Here is a 21,727-nt window from a genome sequence, read left to right as displayed (position 1 = left end):
TTCTACCATCTAGTATTCAATATTTCTGCTTTATTATATCTTTTTTCTTTCTATATAAACAAAAAACAATACTTATTTCAAAGTATTGTTTTTTTGTTTAAAAGCATATTCAATTATTCTATAGATTTACATTTTTATTATTTCAATTTCACTCTTTGCAATCGTAATGCATTTAATACGACCGATACAGAACTAAATGCCATCGCCGCTCCTGCAACCCAAGGTGCTAAGAAGCCGAACGCCGCAATCGGGATTCCTAATCCGTTATAAGCTAGTGCCCAGAATAAATTTTGCTTAATATTTCTTATCGTCATCTTACTCATAAAGATTGCATCAGCAATACTATTTAAATCACCACGGATTAACGTAATATCTGCCGCTTCCATCGCTACGTCCGTTCCTGTTCCAATTGCCATACCGATATCCGCCGTAGCAAGAGCAGGAGCATCATTTATTCCATCTCCAACCATTGCTACTTTCTTACCTTGTGCTTGGAGTTTTTTCACTTCTTCTGCTTTTCCTTCTGGTAATACTTCTGCAATTACGTGATCAATACCAACTTGCTTAGCGATTGCCTGAGCAGTTTGTGTGTTATCTCCTGTAATCATAACAACGTCTAGACCCATTTTCTTAAGTCTTGTGATAGCTGCTTTTGAAGTATCTTTTACAGTATCTGCAACGGCCACTATACCAGCATATTCTTTATTGATCGCAATAAGCATTGCTGTTTTTCCTTCTCGTTCTAGCTCTTCCATCGATTTAGAAACTTCTTCAATATCAATATCGAATTTCTTCATTAATCGACGTGTACCAATTAATAATTGTTTCCCTTCTACAACTGATTCGATACCGAATCCTGGAATCGCTTCAAACGTTTCTGAACTTGGGATATCAATTTTCTTTTCTTTAATTCCTTCTACAATCGCTTCTGCAAGTGGATGTTCAGAATTTTTTTCTGCCGCACCGACTAAACGTAGTATTTCTTCTTCATGGAATCCATCTGCTACAATTACATCTGTTAAAACAGGCTTCCCGTTTGTCACAGTACCTGTTTTATCTAGAATAACTGTATCTAATCTGTGCGTTGCTTCTAAATGCTCTCCACCTTTAAATAAAATACCATACTCAGCTGATCTTCCTGATCCAGCCATAATAGATGTAGGTGTCGCAAGACCTAATGCACATGGACAAGCGATAACAAGTACGGCTATCATTTTCTCAAGTGCTCCGCCAAAATCACCAGGTGTAACAAATAGCATCCACACTGCAAATGTGATAATAGCAATCACAACTACAACGGGTACGAAAATACCTGAAATTTGATCAGCTACCCTTTGAATAGGAGCTTTTGAACCTTGCGCCTCTTCTACTACTTTAATAATTTGAGCTAATGCAGTATCTCTTCCTACCTTAGTTGCTTTCACTTTTAAAAATCCATTTTTATTTATTGTAGAACCGATTACTACATCCCCAATTGTTTTATCAACTGGAATACTCTCACCTGTTAACATCGATTCATCTATTGCTGACTTTCCTTCTACAATTTCTCCATCTACCGGGATTTTTTCACCAGGTTTTACATAAACGATATCACCAGCTATCACTTCTTCGATTAAAATTTTAATTTCTGTTCCATCTCGTACAACAGTAGCGGTTTTCGCCTGTAATCCCATTAATTTTTTAATTGCTTCTGACGAGCGTCCCTTTGCTTTCGCCTCAAATAATTTACCTAAAATAATTAATGTAATAAGTACTGCACTCGTTTCAAAATACAAGTCTGTCATATGTTCCGAAGAACCAATCGACCTAATACTTAAATACACACTGTAAAAATACGCTGCCGACGTTCCAAGTGCCACGAGAACATCCATATTGGCACTTTTATTTCGTAACGCTTTATAAGCTCCAACATAAAACTGCCCACCAATGATAAACTGAACTGGAGTTGCAAGAGCTAGCTGCACCCAAGGGTTCATAAGCATATCAGGTAAATAAATAAACGATGTAAATGAGAAATGACTTACCATTGCCCACAGTAACGGGAATGATAAAATAAATGAAATGATAAATTTCTTCTTTTGTCGCTCAATTTCTTGTAAGCGATGATCAGTTGATCCATCTTGCTTATCTGATTTCACTTCCAATTTATATCCTAATTTCGTAATTGCACTCTTCATTTCATTTACATTAATTTCATCAGGGTTAAAATCTACTGTAGCTGATTCCAAAGCGAAATTTACTGTCGCTCCGTTCACACCTTCTAACTTATTTAAACGCTTTTCTACTCTATTGGCACATGCTGCGCATGTCATCCCTGAAACAGTAAACTCAGCTTTATCACTTACAATTCCATATCCTAACGATTCAACTTTTTCCTTAAACTGTTGCGGATTTGTTTTTTGGGGATCATACATTATTTTTGTTTTTTCAAGTGCAAAATTTACATTTGCATCATGAACACCTTCTACTTTTTTCAGACCTTTTTCAATTCTATTTGCACATGCCGCACATGTCATTCCTGATATTTGAAGATTAGCCTCTTTCTGTTCATTCATGTCTCTCACCTCTATATACCCTCATAAGGTATAATTATTAACAAAATAAATCGTACTTCCTATAAAGTACGATTTATTTCCATATCTAAAAATAATTATTGAACATCGTATCCTTGATCTTCAATTACAGCAACGATATCTTTTAGTGTTACAGCAGACGAGTCGATAGTAACTTCAACAGTTCCTTCTGCTAATTGAACCTTCACTTGTTCAACACCGTTTAGTTCTTTCACACTGCTTTCAATAGAATTTACACAATGTCCACAAGACATACCTTCAACTTTTAATGTTAACTGTTCCATTTAAAATCCTCCTCTTGTTTCTTCATTGTTTGTTAATCACAATTACATCTTACCATACCCCCCTAAGGTAATCAATGGTTTTGTATCATGATTTTTCAATTATTTTCTAAAAGTTTATTTTACATACACTTTTTCACATCAATACCCCGAAATCTTATATGAAGGTAAACAAAAAACAAGCCAGTTACATACTAGCTTGTTTTTATGCTTTTGAAAAACGTTCAAATACAGTCATTAATTCTTCAATTGCTTCGTCACCATTGCCATCTTTAATAGCACCTGAAACACAGTGACTTGTATGGTTTTTTAATACACCCATTCCTACTTTTTTCATCGCTGCATTAATCGCTGAAATTTGTACTAAAATATCCACGCAATAACGATCATTTTCAATCATATTTTGAATACCACGGACCTGTCCTTCAATTCTCTTTAATCTATTTATAATCTGTTCTTTTTCTTTTTCTGATCTATGTGTTACTGCTTCATGCTCTTTATGATCCATAATTATCACCTTCTTAAAGTTTCTCTTCATCCAATAAAACAATTGCTTTTACGAGTATACCAATTATAGCATTAATTATCTACGTATGATACCCCATATGAGTATATTTCCGCTCTATGCTTATTCTTAACAACTTATTAGCTTCTCAGACTCAATTATTATGATACCCTTGCCTTTTTTTCAAAAAACAATAATAAGCAGGGATTATCCATCCCCGCTTATTATTCATCCACAAATATAAAAGTCTCAATTTTCACACGTGTAAATTGAGGCTTTTTTCTTCCTATATATAATTATTGCTGATCACATACTTTTGTATCATTCACTACTGAAGTTCCTTCAACGGTTACCGTATGAAAACAGTCATTTACACGAACTGTCACGACATTATCTTGCCGATCAATAACGTGATATTCATTAAAATTTTTATTCAGAGCACTGCGAATTTGTTCTCCTTCATAAATTGGAATGCCATGTGATAAAACCCAAATAAGCCCAGCGATAGCAAGAATAGTTTTCATACGATCTACCTCCTTGAGAATATAGTGAACTTTTAATCCATGCTTTTTCAGCTCTACTAATCATGAATGGAATGAATCAAGCCTTTTTGGAAATAAGTTCATTTCGTCTATTTTATGTTTATGCTAATTGTGACCGAATTGTGACAACTTTTTGTCTCTTTAGACGAAAAGTTGAAACAAAACGTTCAAAAAGGACAATTCTACTTGCACAAACAAAAGGCTATGGAAAATTTCCCATAGCCTTTTGTTTGCATTTTTTTAGATATTCATTTCAATTTATACGTAACTAATAAATCTTAATCCTTTACTTAAAGAAGTCGGCACAACAGATGCGTGATTCTCCCCTTCAGCTTCATAAAACGTAAATCGAAACTGATCGTGTTCTACTCGGAGAAGGCGCTCTGATAATTCATTTGCCCCTATAACCATATGCTCCCGTTCTAGTGACCCAACTGTAAGGAACACTCCCGTTTGAAACTTGGCACTGTTTAATTCATTTATAAGATTCGCTTCTTTTTCAAGCACAGATTGGTTATTCCACCAGATTGATGGACTACTAATAAAATAATTTTGAAAGGCATTTACGTTTGTAAATAATATATGTAAAGCAAATAAGCCACCTAACGAATGCCCAAATAATGTTTGCTTTCCTTTATCAATCTTATAATTATTTTCAATTTGAGGTTTCAGTTCTTCTTCCATAAAAGTAAAGAAGTTATGTGCTCCTCCTGTTTTAGGCCACGGTTTGCCATCTGGTTTTAAAGGCGCATCTTTTGAAATTACACTTGGCGTAAAATCATAACATCTTTCTTCTCCTGAAAATGCCTCTTCAATTGGATAACCAATACCTACTATAATGGCTGGTGAAACACCTGTTTTTCCCGCTCTAACTGATTGTATTTTAACCGCTTCATGGAATGTTTGAAAAAATGCATTGCCATCTAATACGTATATAACAGGATAGCCTGACTCTGGTACTGGCTGCCTCGGCTTTGAAATATGAATTTGATATTCCTTACCTTCTATTTTCGAATACATTTTCCACTGTTCCGTATTAGATGTTATAATCTGCTGTTTTTCCATAGTAGTATTCATCTTATATTCCCCCCTTCTTAACTCGTTACATATATCTCTACTTTCTCTTCTTGAAGTGCAACACTATCGTATCCAAAACAAACAGGAGACCCATTATACGGATCAATCATGACACGCGCATCAATATGAAATACTTCTTTTAACACTTCATTTGTAATGATTTCTTCTGGGCTACCAGTTGTAACGATTTCCCCTTCCTTCATCGCAATAATTTCATCTGAAAACCTTGCTGCATGGTTAATATCATGTAGTACCATAACAACCGTACAATTATGTTCTTTATTTAACTTCTCCACAATTTGTAATACATCTAATTGATGAGACATATCGAGATATGTAGTTGGTTCATCTAGTAGTAACACTTCTGTCTCTTGTGCTAAAGCCATCGCTAGCCATACCTTTTGTCTTTGACCGCCTGATAAATTTGCAATTTGTCTCGTTCGAAATTCAGAAGTTTTCGTTATATCTAATGCCCAATCAATCATCTCTTTATCTTTTGAAGTTAACTTATTTACATTATTTCGATGTGGATAGCGTCCATAGGAAATTAATTCTTCCACTTTAAGTTCTCCTGGTGCAATTGGAGTTTGCGGGAGTAAAGCTAACTGCTTCGCAATTTCTTTTGTTGGAATCGTATTTAAATCCTGTCCTTGCAAATATACTTTACCGCTCTTTTGCTTTAAAATTCTTCCCATTGTTTTTAACAGTGTTGATTTCCCGCACCCGTTTGGCCCTATAATTGTCGTTACTTTTCCTTCTTGTATTTCCACATTTAAATCGCGAAACACTGTAAGCTTTTCATAACTCGTTTCTAAATTTTTTGCACTTAAAATACTCACTTTTATTCCTCCTCTTACGCTTTCGCCTTATAAAGTAAATATAAGAAATACGGTACACCGACAATAGAAATAACGATCCCAACAGGTAACTCTACAGGGGTGAAAACTGTTTTTGCAATAAAGTCTGAAGCTATTACAAGGAACATTCCAATTACTCCGCACGTAGGAATGATATGCTTATGCTGAATACCGACAAGCCTTTTTGCTATATGCGGTGCCATTAATCCAATGAAACCAATACTTCCTGAAACTGCAACACATGCACTTACAAGTCCGATACTACTTAATAGTAAAATAGATTTCTCTCTTTCTACTGAAACACCTAAACTTGTAATACTCGTTTCTTCCAATTGAAATAAATCTAATAAATAAGCTTTCTTTTGTATAAGCGGAATTAATATGATAAGCCACGGCAACATAGCAATAATATACTTCCAGTTTGCACTATATATACTTCCTGACACCCAAACTGCAGCCATCTCGAAATCAGTTGACTTCATTTTGAGTGATAAGTACATAGAAAATGCTCCAAATCCTGACCCAATCGCAATCCCTGTTAATAAAAGACGTTGGGAGTCTAGCTTACCGTTTTTCCATGAAAACAGATAAATGATGATAGCTGCACCTAATCCGCCGACTAAACCAAACATTGGCATCATCATAATAGACATCCAGTCTGTGCTCTTTAATTGCCCTTGAAAGAAAAACATAAAAATAACGATTGCTGTGCCGGCCCCAGCATTCACTCCTAAAATACCTGGGTCTGCCAATCCATTTCTCGTAATCCCTTGAATAACAGCACCTGCAACGCCTAGGCCTAATCCTACTAGCCCAGCAATTACGATACGAGGAAGACGAAACTCAAAAATAACTAAATCATGGTCTGGTACTGGATCTATTCTAAAGAGTGTTTTAAATACATCTGTAATCGTAATATCAAACGTACCATTCGTTAAACTAATATAAATAGCACATAGTATTAAAAATACACTAATCCCCATCGTCATTCCGAAACGTTGACTTGAACTTTTAAGCATGTCTCTCTCCTCCTCTTGTACGAATTAAATAAAGGAAGAAAGGAATTCCAATTAAGGAGGTAACGACCCCAATAGGTGTTTCAAATGGATAGTTTACAAATCTACTTAAAACATCACATAACGCTAAGAAAACTCCACCAATAACGCCTGCACATGGCAAAATCCACTTATAATCTACCCCAATTATAAAGCGAGTAATGTGCGGAATAATTAAACCTACAAAACCAACTTTTCCTACTAAAGCAACTGCTGTTCCTGTTAAAAAGATAACTGATAAAATTGCCATCGCTTTAACTAGTTTTGTACGCTGCCCTAGATTAATAGAAACTTCTTCTCCTAAAGAAAGAATGGTAATAGATTTTGATATTAACAACGCTAAAATTATTCCAATTATCCCAAACGGTATCGTGATTTTAATGATATTAGGATCCACTTGGTCTAACTTTGCATTAAACCAAAAACTAACATTTTGAGAGATTTGGAAATATGATGCCATCGCGGCCGATACACTACTTAAAAATGTTCCAATAACTGTTCCGATAATCGCTAACCTAACTGGTGATAAGCCATTTTGAAGGAGCGAGCCAAAACCAAACACGATACCGGCTCCTAGTGCAGAACCAATCATTGAACATAAAACCATACCAATTGATGACATTCCCGGAAGAAAAATCATACAAAGTGTAATAACAAAGGCTGCCCCATCCGTCACACCCATAATAGAAGGGGATGCAAGATAGTTTCTTGTCATCCCCTGCATAAGTGCTCCTGATATGGCTAGAAATGCTCCAACTAAAAGAGCTGCAACTACCCTTGGTAAACGTGAAGTAATAATAATATTATGATTTACATCGCTTGAATCAAAATGAAATAATGCGTTCCACACTATTTCAGCATCAATACTCTTCGCCCCATACAAAATAGAAAATATAACTGTAAATAAGATGAGTATGGGTGCTATACATAATATAGTCACTGGTACTGCATTTGTTTTCTGCATATCATTCAACGCACCTTACTTATTGTATTATTTAGATAAATTTTTCACTGCTTCTTTTAAGAATGCTGTTTTACTCCAAGCAGTACCACCTTGTGCCATTGGGTCTACAACGTTTACAAATACTTTCTTTTCCTTCGCAGCATTCATACTTTGCCAAATTGGATTACTTTCAATTTCTTCTAGTACTTTCGGATTTTTATTTTCAGTTGTCTCATATTGTAAGAAAATATAATCTGGGTTCAGTTCAGCAAGTTTTTCAAATGAAATTTTCTCTTGTGCTTTTACAGTTTTCAATTGTTCTGGAGCAGTTAATCCAAGATCTTTATAAATGACAGGGTTGAAGTATACTCCTTCTGGATATAGGAATAATTCGTTTGCTCTTAGTCTAATGACAAGTACTTTTTTGTCTTTTAACTTATCTCCTAGTTTTGCTTTTGCCTTTTCAGCGTCTGAATTGTAATCTTTAATAATTTTTTCTGCTTTATCTTTTTTACCAGTTAATTCTCCCATTAACTTTAAGTTATCTTCCCAATTTGTTGAAACGTGTGATACCGGGAATGTAGGAGCTACTTTCGTAAACTTTTCAGCTGTTTCTGCTGGGAATTTCGTACTTGATGTAATAACGTCTGGCTTTAATTGTAGTAATGTTTCAAAATTTGGTTGCATTTTCTCGCCAACAGATTTCGCACCCTCTAAATCTTTCTCAAGATACTTCGGTAATTTACCACCAATAGTAATGGCACCTACCGGCTTAATACCAAGTACCGCTGCATCTTCCATTGACTCTAAACTAGCTGTCGCAATTTTATCTACTTTTGCTGGTACTGTATATTCTTTACCTAAATATGTAATTTTTCTTTTTTCGTCTTTTTTCGTTTCCGTAGCTTTTGTCTGTTGCTTTTGTTCTCCTGAAGTTTTATCCGTACTATTGCATGCTGCTAGTCCTACACTTAAAACTGTAACCATCCCTAAAGTAAATAACTTCTTGTTCATCTTTATATAACTCCTCTCGAATTCTCAAACTATATTCTCAATAAAATTTAACTATATGAAACTTGTCTCACATATATATTTCATTAGATTAATAATTCTATCCAGAACTCATTCTCGTTCACTTCCCCTAAACTATAATTCTTTTACACCTCATCTATTGATAACACTTTTCAATGATAATGATTATCGTTACTAAGTATATATTTAATATGCAATTATTTCAAGAAAGATTTGAAAAATTTTAACAAACTGAATAAAAAAGAAGTATCCGCCTAATCTTAGGAAGATACTTCTTTTTTTAGAAATTTATATGTAATTCAACTGGGCAATGGTCTGATCCCATCACTTCACTATTAATTTTCACCTCTGTTATTTTGTCTTTCATTCTTTCCGAAACAACAAAATAATCTAAACGCCATCCAATATTTTTTGCTCTCGCTCCCATGCGATACGACCACCACGAATATGCCCCTTCCTGATCAGGATACAGATAACGATACGTATCAATAAATCCTTCTTCTAAAATACATGTGAATTTCTCTCGTTCCTCATCAGAGAATCCAGGGTTTTTACGATTACTTTTTGGATTTTTTAAATCGATTTCTTTATGAGCAACGTTTAAATCACCGCAAAAAACAACGGGCTTTTTTTCATCTAATTGCTTAATATAAGCCCTGAAATCATCTTCCCATTTCATTCTGTAATCTAATCGTTCTAATCCTCGTTTTGAGTTTGGTGTATATAACGTTATCATGTGAAAATCTTCGAATTCTAAAGTAATAACTCGTCCTTCTTGATCATGCTCTTCAATTCCTAAACCGTATGTTACAGATAGCGGTTCTTTTTTCGAAAAAATAGCCGTTCCTGAATAACCTTTTTTCACAGCATAATTCCAGTATGTATAATATCCCTCTGGATTCAAATCAATTTGCCCATCTTGTAATTTAATCTCTTGTAAACAAAATATATCAGCATTTGATTCCTCAAGATATTCTAAAAATCCACCTTTTGTGATAACTGCTCGCAAACCATTTACATTCCACGAAATTAACTTCACCTATAGTCCTCCTCTTGATGTTCACTTTCAAATTTCATGCTATCACAAAATAGAAAAACAATCATATTTTCACCTTTGTAATCTTGCTCTTACATTTGTGAATACATACATACGCACTTTATTCAGGTTATACTAATTTCAGAGGTGATGTTCTTTGCACAATGAAGGGATTACGTTAACAAATGAGCATTGGCAAGCAATTATTCATAATGATTCTTCCTATGATAGTAAATTCTTTTATGCTGTGAAATCAACCGGAATCTTTTGCCGACCGTCATGCAAATCAAGAATACCGAATAGAAACAATGTACGAATTTTTCATCATGCAGAGCAAGCATTAAGCGAAAAATTCCGCCCTTGCAAACGTTGTAAACCAAATGGGCTCACTTTACCTAATGAAGAGTGGGTAGAACAAATTAAAGATTATATCAAAAAGCACTTTAACGAATTATTAACTCTCAACATACTTGCTGAAATATGTCATGGTAGCCCATTTCATTTGCAACGCACTTTCAAAAAAGTAACAGGAATAAGTCCAATAGAATATATACAGCAGTTTAGGATTGTTAAAGCGGCAGAACACCTTTTACACACAAATCAATCCATTAAAGAAATTAGTACTGCTGTCGGGATAGAAAACCCAGAGTATTTCGCAACTTTATTTAAAAAGAAAACCGGATTCACTCCTACTGAATATCGAAAAAAGAACGAAATGAAAGAAGGATACAATAATGAATTCCTCCAAAAATAAATTTATATATTGGACGCTACTTACACATGAAAATTGGCAGTTTCATATTGCTGCAACTGAAAATGGACTATGCTTCATTGGATCACAAGATGAAAAATTTGAAGAACTAAATATATGGGCTAGAAAGAAATTGCCACAACATATATTGGCATGTAATCCAGATTACCTACAATCATATACGAAAGAAGTTATCGAGTATTTAGAAAGTAAACGAGAAACTTTTACATTCCCTATCGATGCTTACGGAACTGATTTTCAATTATCTGTTTGGAATACGGTACGTGAAATTCCTTATGGGGGGACATATTCTTATTCAGAAATTGCCGAAAGAATGCAAAAACCTACTGCTGTGCGTGCCGTTGCTACTGCTATTGCTGCCAACCCTCTTCTCATTACAATTCCTTGCCATCGTGTTATTGGAAAGAATGGTAAACTAACCGGTTTTAGAGGTGGATTAGAAATGAAGAAAGTGTTGCTTACATTAGAAAAGTCTCAGGTAGAATGCATATGACAGCAAAATATACTAGCACATTAACTTTAGCAGTTCCAACAGAATTTAGTTTCCAAGAAAATTTACGCTATCTATTACGTTCTAACAATGAATGTATGTTCCACATTGAAGATAACAAAATTTATAAAGTTATCCCTGTTCAGGATGTACATCCTTTAGTTGAAATTAGTATGAACTCGGATGATAATATTCAAATACGTTTTTTAGAAGAATCATATACGTCTGAAGAATCGATATGCGAAGCTGTAGCTCACTATGTAAAAGAGTGGTTTGATTTAACTACTGATTTAGCTCCCTTTTATACATTAGCTAAACATGATGTACTCCTTCAAGGACCAATTGAACAATATTATGGGCTTCGTACTTTAGGTATTCCAGACTTATTTGAAGCACTTTCCTGGGGAATTATCGGTCAGCAAATTAATCTCACATATGCTTATACACTAAAAAGAAGATTAGTCGAACACTTTGGAAATTATGTAGAATGGAACGATAGTAAACATTGGATATTCCCTTCTCCTGAAACGATTGCCAATTTACATGTAGAGGATCTCAAAAACTTAAAAATGACGACTAGAAAATGCGAATATGTAATAGGTATTGCAAAGCTTATTACAGAAGGAAAATTATCAAAAGAATCTTTACTGCAAATACAAGATGTGCAACAAGCTGAAAAACAATTAACTGCTATACATGGTATAGGACCGTGGACTGCCAACTATGTTTTAATGCGCTGCTTACGATTTCCTTCCGCTTTTCCCATTGACGATGTTGGCTTGCACAATGCAATTAAATATATAACAGGTTCTGAAAGTAAACCGACTAAACAGGAAATAAAAGATTTTGCGGCAAATTGGACCAACTGGGAGTCTTACGCAACTTTTTATTTGTGGCGAGTATTATACTAAAAAACCAAGTAGCGCATCCGCACTACTTGGTTTTTTTTAAGCTTGTTCTTCGAAGCGTCTTGCGATTTCCACAATAACTTGAACAGCTTTTTCCATCGTATCCACCGAAACATATTCAAATTTACCGTGATAGTTTTCACCACCTGTGAAAATATTCGGCGTTGGTAATCCCATATACGATAATTGTGATCCATCTGTTCCACCACGAATCGGGTGAATGTTTGGTTCGATATTTAAACTTTTCATCGCTTCATATGCAATATCAACAATTTCTCTCACTGGTTCGATTTTTTCAAGCATGTTATAGTATTGATCATTCATTTCTAAAACGACTGCATTTTGTCCATACTTCTCTTGCATTTGCTTCACAATATTTTCAACGTTATGTTTACGCGCCTCAAAATTTTCACGATCAAAATCTCGAATAATATAATACGCTTTACTTTGCTCAACATCACCATTTAATGAAAGTAAATGATAGAATCCTTCATAGCCTTCTGTATATTCTGGTGCCTCTTCTACTGGTAAGTGCCCATTAAACTCCATAGCAAGTTTAGTTGCATTACGCATTTTATTTTTCGCTGTTCCGGGATGTGTATTCGTTCCGTTAAACGTTAACTTAACACCTGCAGCATTAAAGCTTTCATACTCTAAACCACCTAATGGACCTCCATCCATCGTATAAGCACATGATGCACCAAATGCTTCTACATCAAAATGCGCTGGCCCACGACCAATTTCTTCATCCGGCGTAAATGCTACTCTTATTTTCCCATGTTTAATTTGCGGATTATGTATTAAATAATTCATTGCAACCATAATTTCAGTTAGACCAGCTTTATCATCTGCTCCAAGAAGTGTCGTACCATCCGTTGTAATAATCGTATGCCCTTTATACGATGGTAACTCTGGGAACTGTTCTGGCGTTAACACAACATTTAGCTCTTTATTTAACGTAATTGCATTGCCGTCAAAATTTTCATGAATTTGTGGTTTTACGTTTTCCCCTGTAAAATCTGTTGCCGTATCTAAATGTGCTAAAAAGCCGATTACAGGAACATCCTTATCCGTATTAGCAGGAAGTGTTGCCATTACATACCCATTATCATCCATCGTCACTTCTGTTAACCCAATCTCTTTTAACTCTTCCACTAATAACTTACCAAACTCAATTTGTCCAGGTGTTGTTGGTACTGTATGACTTTCTTCATTTGATTGTGTATCAATCTTTACATATCTCGTAAATCTTTCAATAAGTTCTTGTTTCAAACTTGTTCACTCCCTTTTATGTTTCTCTCCCTATTATAATCCTTAAAACGAAATATTTTAACTTTTTTGACTGCGAATGCATATATTTCATTTGTATTTTAGCGATTTTAAACAACAACTAAAAAGTCGTAATATTTGTACATTAAAACTCTTACATGTAATATACATAATTATAAAATATGGGAGGTATTAAAGATGAGGCTAACTCTCTTTCGCTATTTTCTTTTTTTCTTAGGATTAATTTTTTTCGGCCTTGGAAATGCTCTTGCAGTCAAAGTTAAATTTCTCGGTTTACATCCTTGGGAAGTTTTAAACATGGCTCTCTACCAAAGGTTTGGATGGACGATTGGTACGTGGAGTGTCATATGCGGATTATGTCTCGTTCTCATTTCTTTACTAGTAGATCGAAAATATATAAATGTGGGTACATTTTTAAATGCACTACTTATCGGTCCCATTATGGACTTATTCTTACGATCAAACATCCTTCCAAACGCTAGTGATTATTTATGGATAAACTTACTCATTTTATTTGCTGGGATTGCAATTACAGGTATTGGGGGAGGGATGTATGTTGCGGCTGGGATTGGTGCTGGACCTCGCGATGGATTCATGCTTACTATTTCAGACAAAACAGGACTATCTATTAGCCGTGCTAGAATTATAGTAGAATGTGTTGTACTAGTTATTGGATTTATGCTAGGAGGTCCTGTTTTCATCGTAACTTTTCTGTACACCTTTATTCAAAGTCCGATCTTTCAGCAATCATTTAAGATGTTTCAAACACTCTTACATACTTTGCATAACAAAAAGAAAATTAGTGAACATATTTAAAGTACAGTTTAATACAAATAAATTCACCCTATTTACGACGCTCACCGCAAATAGGGTGTTTCTTTTTTCATCTCACAATTTCAGAATATATACTACTCATTCACAATAAATGTATATATATCATCATAAATACAGCCATTTACTTTAATTACATACTTCCCTGGTTTACTAAAACGAATTGTGTATTTATTTAACTGAATTGCTTCTTTATCTCCAGAAAGAATATCAATACTTCTACCACTCAATACATAAAATTCACTTTGATTCATCGTTACATCAATTGCATTGAAATTTCCTTCTTTCACCTGCTTTGTTTCCGCAGTGCTTACACTTGGTTCTAAAAACAGTAGTCCACTTAATCCAATCGTCCCTGCTAAAACAACTCCCGCAAACTTTTTAATCTTTTTCATCACGATGTCCTCCTTATAAATTTTGTGTAAAGATGATGTTCCCCTTTACACCACAAAGCCTATATGTAATGAAATGAAAAGTAAACGGGGACCGTAAGACAAAATTCTACATCTTTTTCTCTGTTTGAATATAAATCCAACGTTTGGAGTTTCGTCAAATTTAAAATTGTTTCCTTAAACCAACTTCCGTTTATATTATTCAGAAATTGAATAATTACTTATTGATTTAAGATTCTAAAAATAGTTGATAAAGATTCTTTCTATAAGAAAAGAGTATGTTTTAAAAATTCCCATTAAAACATACTCCGTATATGCAGTTTCATTTTCCTGTCCATAATCTTTCTACACCCACAATTTCATAGTATACTTCTGCACCTTTCATTCGAAATAACATAAAAAGTCCTCCCTATTTAGTGAAAATACTATCCACTCTGTAAGAATACACGTTCTTATTTTATATCCTTTTGTAACATTTTTACAAATGTTAATTTTCAGATTAAAAATAAAAACCTTACTTAAAATAGCCTATAACAATCAAAAGATCAGCTCAAAAGAGGATTCTCATCATTTTATATGCAATTGTGCATCTCCACTTACAAATTACTAAAAAACCTTTACAATTCAAAGGATGACTAAATATACAATTTCCATTTAAAATCTTGATGAAGTACATATTATCAAACTCAATATTTTTCAATTTTAAGAAGTTTTAAACTCTTCAATACTTTCCTTATAAACAAGATTTTCACAAGGAAATCTGATACAATTCTTAAATAATATTATTATGTACAGATATTACGAATATAGTACATAATTAAAGAAGGTGATTTTATTGAAATTAAATAAAAATTTACAACTATGTATATTAATCGGAACATTAATATGCTATTCAATCTATTTTATATTTTTTTATCTGTTCCCTACTCATTTTTCAAATTCGGATGTACGCTTCGCTTCACTTATCGTTGAAGCCATTACATTTGTATCACTAATTTATTCTATATATTCTAAAAAAGTCAGTTCAAATCCATTTTGGGTATGTATCACAATAGCAATTGGGAGTTTTTTATTAGGAAAAATAGTATATACATATCAAGATAGCTTCTTCGAAATTCCAATACATCGTTTTACTATTTCTGATGTATTTTACATGTTTTTTCTACTCTTTTGTCTTATCGCTTTCAGTTATAAAATTTTAAAAGAATGCGATAAATGGGAAAAAGCGTTCTTTATTTGTGATATATGTATAGTACTTACTTCCATATTCACATTAGAGTGGTATTTATTTAATCAACCAAATTTAAATATATTCTCTCTTTCACTAGGAGATGTTTTCCTTTCATTTCTATATCCAATTGCAGATTTATTATTTCTTCTACTAGGCGTTAGTCTCTTTTTCCGTCCGACAATTTTTAATTCTAAACGGAAGATTTATATCTTTATTTTTGTATTAATAAGTTCTGCAACTTTTAACTATATTTATTTCTACTTAAATAACCATTTATCAACTGAAACGATAACATTATTACGTCTTTTATATAGAATACCTATATTATTTATTGCAATAGCTGGATCTATTTCAGCAGATCGTAATAGCCATAAAAATTATTTCATTGTTAACCCTATAATAGGAAAAAAGGCTTTAGTTGTATTTCCCTATCTTGCTGTTGCAATACTAATCGGGTTTACATTAAAAGAACAAACAGCATCTTCAACTCTCATTACAGGAAATTGTATTACTTTCATTTTCGTACTCATTCGTCATTCTATTGTACGTATGCAAAACAATTCCCTAACAAAACGTTTACAGGCATTTAATGCGCAACTAGAAGAAAAAGTGACTTTACGGACTTCTGATTTAGTTCATAAATCAGAGGCTCTATCTCAAAAACAACAAAAGTTTAAATCGTTATATGAATATCACCCTGATCCTATTTTTACAATTGATTTACACGGCGTATTCTTAAATGTAAATCAAGCCGGGAGTATACTACTTGGGGCACCAACAGATGAGTTACTCGGTGAAACATGTTTTTCAATTATTTTAGATGAAGACAAACATAAACTAACATTTGCATTAGAAAAGGTGAAACAACAAGAATCGGCATACTTACAACTAAGTTCTAAATATAAAGATGGTTTTACTTATTTTTTATACGTTACCATCGTCCCTATTATAATAGACGGACAAATTTCAGGAAGCTATATTATGGTAAAAGATATTACCGCACTAAAAAAGCAACAAGAAGAAATAAAGTATTTAGCATTCCATGATACTGTAACGAAAATTGGGAACCGTGCCTTTTTCCATAAGAAATTAAAAAAAATTATAAAACATGCTAAAACGACAGAAAGCGAGTTTGCATTATTATATTTAGATTTAGATCGCTTTAAAGCAATTAACGATACACTTGGACATTCGGCAGGAGATCACATATTAGAAGAAGTAGCGAAGCGATTCCAATCATGTCTTCCATCACATACTCATCTGTCAAGAATCGGTGGCGATGAATTTACAATCTTAATTGAAAACTATACTGACGAAGATTCCTTATTCGATTTATGCAACCAGTTATTTGAATGCATGGAAAAACCGTTTGTCATACATGAGCATACATTAACTTTATCACTTAGTATCGGCATTGCTATTTATCCACATTCCGGAATCGATACCGCTACACTTTTGAAAAACGCTAATGTTGCCATGTATGATGCGAAAGCAAAAAAACTTAACTCTGTCTCTATTTATGACGATGTAATCGCTAAAAAAATTGAAAGACGATTACGATTAGAAAAAGATTTACCAAACGCAATACAAAATGAAGAATTGTTCCTTTTGTATCAACCTCAAGTTGATAGTGAATCTAATAAAATTATCGGTGCAGAAGCTCTAATCAGGTGGAATCATCCTGAATTAGGCGTTATTTCTCCATACGAGTTTATTCCGATTGCAGAAGAAACACTACAAATTATTCCAATAGGAAAATGGACGTTACAGCAAGCTTGTGAGCAAATGAAACGTTGGCACACACTCGGATATTCTCATTTAAAAATTGGTGTAAACTTATCTGCTAAAGAATTTGAACAAGAAGATTTTGTAAAGTCTATTTCTTCTACATTAGTAACTACAGGCTTACCGGCAAGTTCTCTCGACCTTGAATTAACAGAGCGCATTGCAATGATGGATGAGCGAGAAACATTGATAAAGCTCCGCACACTAAAGGGTTTAGGAGTTCACATTTCAATCGACGACTTTGGTACAGGTTATTCTTCACTAGCGTATTTACCTTTATATCCAATAGATACGTTAAAAATCCCAAGAGAATTTATAACAATGTCTGAAACGTGTGAAGATGGAATGGAAATTATTAAAACGATTATCACATTAGCACATACATTAGAAATGTCTGTCATTGCTGAAGGTGTAGAAACGAAAGAACATGTGAATTTCCTTCAAAAAAATAAATGTCAGTTTATTCAAGGTTACTATTATAGTAAACCTATCCATACTCATGCATTTACTGAGCTATTAGAAATCGGTATTCACCCATAGTATATAGCTAATTTGGATAAGTAATAATGAATTTGAACAACTATAGTAAAAAGGAAAGAAGATATCTTCTTTCCTTTTGTTTTTTTATTTAAATTTCTATTCCTTCACCACTTCATTTATTATATCTATTAATTGATGAATCCCCTCATCATTTGTTTTCTTATATCCATTCATGTTTTGAATATATCTCTCCTTATTTGTATGCAACTTATTTACTGCATGTATGAATACATTCGTACTTATTCTGTCTTGGAGTAAAACTTCCGCATATCCTTGCCGAGAAAAATATTCAGCATTTAAAACTTGATCTCCCCTACTGGAACTGTTAGTTAACGGGATAAGCAACATCGGTTTCTTCAAAAATAGCAATTCAGAAATAGCAGTAGAACCCGCTCTAGAAACTACAACACTCGCCATATTTAGTATATGCGGCAACTCGTCCCCTATATACTCAAATTGCATATAACCTTCCATACCAATAGATGAATCCACCTTCCCTTTACCGCACATATGAACAATATTAAAATTTAATAGTAATGTTTCCAAACTTTCCCTTACCATATCATTTATCCATTGAGCACCTTGACTCCCACCCATAATTAACAATACTGGTTTATCTTGCTGAAATTTACAATAGCTTCTTCCCCGCAATACGTTGCCCCTCTCAATTTCTTCCCTTACAATTGGTCCTACATAAACCTTCTTCTCATTACTTACATTTTCTCCTGTCTGAGGAAATGTTGTGCATAGTTTTGTAGTAAAAGGTAATGCTATTTTATTTGCTAATCCTAACGTACTATCTGGTTCACGTATTATTACAGGTACTTTATTCATCCACGCTCCTATTACTACAGGAACGGACACAAATCCTCCTGCCGAAAAAACAACATCTGGTTTTATTCGTTTCATCAATTTATAACTTTGTATGCAACCTTTTATTATTTTAAAAGGATCTTTAAAGTTCTCCCAATCCCAATATCTCCTAAGCTTCCCCGTTGAAATACTATTGTATTTCACATTTTGAACTAATAGTTTTTCAATTCCATTTTGAGATCCAATATACTCAACTCCCCATCCTTTTTCCATAAATTTAGGAATCAATACCATATTAATCATTACATGTCCGGCTGTACCGCCCCCAGTAAAGAGAATCTTTTTATTCATAATTTATATCCACCTTTATCATTAAAAATCTTGTTTTATACTTATCTATTAAATGTAAGTAAACTTACTATTATTTATATAAACATTTAGCTCAAATCCTATATCTTGCAAAAAATCTTTAATGAGATCATAAAAATCATTTCCATATTCACTACATTCATACTGAGCAAAGACTTGAATTACAGGCCTAGTTCCTGTACCTATTACTGGATTTTCCCTATCATCCTTTTTACCTTCCACATAGGCTCGACATTTATTTATCGCCTCATAGATACACAAAACATGCTCTTCCTCATCTTTCCAGTCCAGCGTATCAACAATTAAAAGAAATAGCGTATTTTGATTATCTATTGTTTTATAGCCATTCATATATTTCTTACATCCTTTTCATTTTTCATTGAATACAGATTTCACTACACTTCGCATACTCGAGTACATCTTTTAATGATTGATGGAATTGAATTTCTGGGACCCAACCTAACCTTTTTATATCCTCTATTACTAAACTCTCATTTGATTCCCTTCCACCATGCTCTGCTTCTTTTATGGAAAAACTCAGCTGTGTTAATTCTTTGTATTGTTCTATTACATCTAATAAAGACCGTTTTACCCCTGATCCAATATTATATTGTTTTCCATTTATTCCATCGCGTAATAACACATGATACGCTTTAACCGCATCACGTACATCTAGAAAATCCCTACTATCTTTCAAACTGTTTACTTCAATAATTGCTTCACTTTTATTCGACTCTATAGTTATCATTTTTTTTGCAAGAATAGAACAAATACCATTCGATACTCCTGGACCAATTAAATTCGAGGGCTTTGCAATGATAATATTTGAATTCATTAATTCACTCCACGCCTCTGCAATAATGACTTGCATCGTTTTACTTAAACTATATGGATTTGAAATTTTTATGTTGTTCATACTATCTGCTTGCAAAGCAGATCCTATAACCAATGTTCTACAGTGAGGTACTTCTTGCTTAATTGCTTCTAATAAATATAATGTCCCTATTACATTAACCTCTACATATTCAAGAGCAGCTGTCCAAGACTCTATGACCGAATTCCTTCCTGCTAAATGCAATACATAATCTGGCTTTATTTGTTTCATTACCTTCATTACTTCGCTCTTATTAGTTAAATTACAAGTAATACCATTCCCAATTATTTCTCTATGTGCACGATTTTGAAACATAGGAATTACATGAAAGCCCTGCTCTAAAAAATATTGGCAAGCATGGCGTCCTGTGAAACCATTTGCACCAGTTATTAAAAGAATCGCATTTTTTTTCATCGTAAAAACCCTCCTTTTAATAACATTTGTTTCACCTCATGTTTTGTAAGTAAGTCTTGTTGAGAACTAAAACTCTTCACATCCACAAGCGGATAGCTAGCATAATATTCTTGCAGTCCTTCTATAGGAATAGTCGGTAGTACCACAAAATAATTTTGATCAAAACTTATACTTGTTTTACTCTCTACCTCAGATAAAAGCATTTCACTTAATTTTTCACCCGGTCTTATCCCTACTTCTTTTACCTTCACGTTTTCCTTTTTCGAATCTTCAATTAACACTTCCGCTAAATCTGTTATTTTACATGCCGGCATTTTCATAACAAAGATCTCCCCACCTCTACCTTGATATACGGCTTTAAATAACAATCCAACAGCATCTTCAATCGTTAAGAAAAATCTAGTCATATTTGCATCGGTAATCCCTACTTGTGAAGATTTTTTAATTTGTTTTTTAAAAAGTGGTACCACACTTCCGCTCGTCCCCAAAACATTTCCACCACGAACACAAATGAATTTTGTTTTCTCCGTTTGCATATTCGCATGCACCATTAACTTCTCACCAATTGCTTTTGTCATCCCATACGTATTTGATGGATCGGCTGCTTTATCCGTTGAAACATATATAACTTTCTCAACTTGCATCTGTATAGATGCTTCAATTACATTTTGTGTACCATGTATATTTGTTTTTATAGCTTCATAAGGATAATACTCACATACTGGAACATGTTTTAAAGCTGCAAGATGGAATACATAATGGACACCTTGGCATGCATAGACTAGTTGATCTTTATCACGAATATCTCCAATAATAAATTTTAATCTATCATCATTTATAAACTGTTGCTGCATTTCAAACTGAACCGTTTCATTTCTTGAAAAAACTCTAATTTCTTTCGGTGATTTTTCTAATAATTGTTTTATAAGTTCATGTCCCCACGAACCTGTACCACCAGTAATTAAAATTATTTTATTTAGCATTTCTTTTCCTCCTACCACATGTTTCAATTAGAATTGTATTTATAAAATTTATTGAATTATTTTCAATTGATTTAAATCATAATTGTCGTTTGTTACATTTAATTGACAAAATAAAAAAACAGAAACTATTAAAA

At 33.6% G+C, this 21,727-nt stretch carries 21 protein-coding genes; 5 read left to right on the top strand and 16 right to left on the bottom strand.

All coding sequences use genetic code 11. From position 1 onward, the window contains the following. Positions 1 to 137: 137 nt before the first annotated feature. The 10 genes from QCI46_RS09030 to QCI46_RS08985 all read right to left on the bottom strand — a co-directional run bounded on the left by QCI46_RS09030 (position 138) and on the right by QCI46_RS08985 (position 9,904). Positions 138 to 2,555 carry a heavy metal translocating P-type ATPase gene (locus QCI46_RS09030; RefSeq protein ID WP_353839994.1) on the bottom strand — a complete coding sequence of 806 codons (2,418 nt, stop codon included), beginning with the start codon at positions 2,553 to 2,555 and terminating at the stop codon, positions 138 to 140. 95 nt (positions 2,556 to 2,650) lie between these two features. Next, positions 2,651 to 2,857, bottom strand: coding sequence for a copper chaperone CopZ (gene copZ, locus QCI46_RS09025; protein ID WP_002014669.1), 207 nt, complete (start codon positions 2,855 to 2,857; stop codon positions 2,651 to 2,653). Positions 2,858 to 3,059: 202 nt separating this feature from the next. Continuing rightward, positions 3,060 to 3,362, bottom strand: a complete 303-nt coding sequence (locus QCI46_RS09020; RefSeq protein WP_000349636.1) for a metal-sensing transcriptional repressor — start codon at positions 3,360 to 3,362, stop codon at positions 3,060 to 3,062. Between the two features lie 293 nt (positions 3,363 to 3,655). Next, complete coding sequence (locus QCI46_RS09015) at positions 3,656 to 3,883, bottom strand: hypothetical protein (RefSeq protein ID WP_000849106.1); 228 nt, start codon at positions 3,881 to 3,883, stop codon at positions 3,656 to 3,658. 276 nt (positions 3,884 to 4,159) lie between these two features. Beyond that, positions 4,160 to 4,978, bottom strand: a complete 819-nt coding sequence (locus tag QCI46_RS09010; RefSeq protein WP_327958714.1) for an alpha/beta hydrolase — start codon at positions 4,976 to 4,978, stop codon at positions 4,160 to 4,162. A 17-nt stretch (positions 4,979 to 4,995) separates the two neighbouring features. Beyond that, complete coding sequence (locus QCI46_RS09005; RefSeq protein WP_046956533.1) at positions 4,996 to 5,817, bottom strand: ABC transporter ATP-binding protein; 822 nt, start codon at positions 5,815 to 5,817, stop codon at positions 4,996 to 4,998. Positions 5,818 to 5,831: 14 nt separating this feature from the next. After that, complete coding sequence (locus QCI46_RS09000) at positions 5,832 to 6,854, bottom strand: FecCD family ABC transporter permease (protein ID WP_087984997.1); 1,023 nt, start codon at positions 6,852 to 6,854, stop codon at positions 5,832 to 5,834. Continuing rightward, positions 6,847 to 7,854, bottom strand: coding sequence for a FecCD family ABC transporter permease (locus QCI46_RS08995; RefSeq protein ID WP_088122939.1), 1,008 nt, complete (start codon positions 7,852 to 7,854; stop codon positions 6,847 to 6,849). The genes QCI46_RS09000 and QCI46_RS08995 overlap by 8 nt, the downstream gene beginning before the upstream one ends. A gap of 27 nt (positions 7,855 to 7,881) precedes the next feature. Next, on the bottom strand, positions 7,882 to 8,847 hold the full coding sequence (locus QCI46_RS08990; RefSeq protein ID WP_327958716.1) for an iron-hydroxamate ABC transporter substrate-binding protein: 966 nt from the start codon (positions 8,845 to 8,847) through the stop codon (positions 7,882 to 7,884). A 298-nt stretch (positions 8,848 to 9,145) separates the two neighbouring features. After that, positions 9,146 to 9,904: an exodeoxyribonuclease III gene (locus QCI46_RS08985; protein ID WP_353839993.1), complete on the bottom strand. Its 759-nt coding sequence runs from the start codon at positions 9,902 to 9,904 to the stop codon at positions 9,146 to 9,148. 154 nt (positions 9,905 to 10,058) lie between these two features. On the opposite strand from QCI46_RS08985, the gene QCI46_RS08980 reads away from it, so the two are divergent. From QCI46_RS08980 to QCI46_RS08970, 3 genes are read left to right on the top strand one after another with little or no spacing between them, the layout of a single operon-like run. Continuing rightward, positions 10,059 to 10,655, top strand: a complete 597-nt coding sequence (locus QCI46_RS08980) for a bifunctional transcriptional activator/DNA repair enzyme AdaA (protein WP_353839992.1) — start codon at positions 10,059 to 10,061, stop codon at positions 10,653 to 10,655. Then, a complete protein-coding gene (locus QCI46_RS08975) occupies positions 10,636 to 11,166 on the top strand; it encodes a methylated-DNA--[protein]-cysteine S-methyltransferase (protein ID WP_327958719.1) in 531 nt (176 codons plus the stop codon). The genes QCI46_RS08980 and QCI46_RS08975 overlap by 20 nt, the downstream gene beginning before the upstream one ends. Further along, positions 11,163 to 12,074: a DNA-3-methyladenine glycosylase family protein gene (locus tag QCI46_RS08970; RefSeq protein WP_353839991.1), complete on the top strand. Its 912-nt coding sequence runs from the start codon at positions 11,163 to 11,165 to the stop codon at positions 12,072 to 12,074. Before QCI46_RS08975 ends, QCI46_RS08970 begins: the two co-directional genes overlap by 4 nt. Positions 12,075 to 12,110: 36 nt before the next feature. On the opposite strand, the gene pepT is transcribed toward QCI46_RS08970, so the two are convergent. Next, positions 12,111 to 13,343, bottom strand: coding sequence for a peptidase T (gene pepT, locus QCI46_RS08965; RefSeq protein WP_353839990.1), 1,233 nt, complete (start codon positions 13,341 to 13,343; stop codon positions 12,111 to 12,113). A gap of 195 nt (positions 13,344 to 13,538) precedes the next feature. Between pepT and QCI46_RS08960 the strand changes: the two genes are divergently transcribed. After that, the gene (locus QCI46_RS08960; RefSeq protein ID WP_353839989.1) at positions 13,539 to 14,177 is read left to right on the top strand and encodes a YczE/YyaS/YitT family protein; all 639 of its coding nucleotides are present in this window, start codon (positions 13,539 to 13,541) and stop codon (positions 14,175 to 14,177) included. Between the two features lie 92 nt (positions 14,178 to 14,269). Here the strand turns inward: QCI46_RS08960 and QCI46_RS08955 are convergent, their stop codons facing one another. Further along, positions 14,270 to 14,587, bottom strand: coding sequence for a hypothetical protein (locus tag QCI46_RS08955; protein WP_353839988.1), 318 nt, complete (start codon positions 14,585 to 14,587; stop codon positions 14,270 to 14,272). Positions 14,588 to 15,419: 832 nt separating this feature from the next. Between QCI46_RS08955 and QCI46_RS08950 the strand changes: the two genes are divergently transcribed. Beyond that, complete coding sequence (locus tag QCI46_RS08950) at positions 15,420 to 18,140, top strand: EAL domain-containing protein (protein WP_353839987.1); 2,721 nt, start codon at positions 15,420 to 15,422, stop codon at positions 18,138 to 18,140. A gap of 96 nt (positions 18,141 to 18,236) precedes the next feature. Here the strand turns inward: QCI46_RS08950 and QCI46_RS08945 are convergent, their stop codons facing one another. From QCI46_RS08945 to QCI46_RS08930, 4 genes are read right to left on the bottom strand one after another with little or no spacing between them, the layout of a single operon-like run. Beyond that, positions 18,237 to 19,304 carry an undecaprenyldiphospho-muramoylpentapeptide beta-N-acetylglucosaminyltransferase gene (locus tag QCI46_RS08945; RefSeq protein ID WP_353839986.1) on the bottom strand — a complete coding sequence of 356 codons (1,068 nt, stop codon included), beginning with the start codon at positions 19,302 to 19,304 and terminating at the stop codon, positions 18,237 to 18,239. Positions 19,305 to 19,352: 48 nt separating this feature from the next. After that, positions 19,353 to 19,673 (bottom strand): DUF6572 domain-containing protein, encoded by a 321-nt coding sequence (locus tag QCI46_RS08940; RefSeq protein WP_098093339.1) that lies wholly within the window; start codon positions 19,671 to 19,673, stop codon positions 19,353 to 19,355. Between the two features lie 25 nt (positions 19,674 to 19,698). Next, positions 19,699 to 20,610 (bottom strand): SDR family oxidoreductase, encoded by a 912-nt coding sequence (locus QCI46_RS08935; protein WP_353839984.1) that lies wholly within the window; start codon positions 20,608 to 20,610, stop codon positions 19,699 to 19,701. Continuing rightward, positions 20,607 to 21,593 carry a UDP-N-acetylglucosamine 4,6-dehydratase family protein gene (locus tag QCI46_RS08930; RefSeq protein WP_353839982.1) on the bottom strand — a complete coding sequence of 329 codons (987 nt, stop codon included), beginning with the start codon at positions 21,591 to 21,593 and terminating at the stop codon, positions 20,607 to 20,609. Before QCI46_RS08930 ends, QCI46_RS08935 begins: the two co-directional genes overlap by 4 nt. Positions 21,594 to 21,727: the final 134 nt, after the last annotated feature.

The sequence above is a fragment of the Bacillus cereus group sp. RP32 genome (assembly GCF_040459735.1).
Lineage (GTDB): Bacteria > Bacillota > Bacilli > Bacillales > Bacillaceae_G > Bacillus_A > Bacillus_A wiedmannii.
The sequence above is the reverse complement of the archived record's forward strand: the minus strand, read 5'-3'. Positions and strand labels throughout refer to the sequence as shown.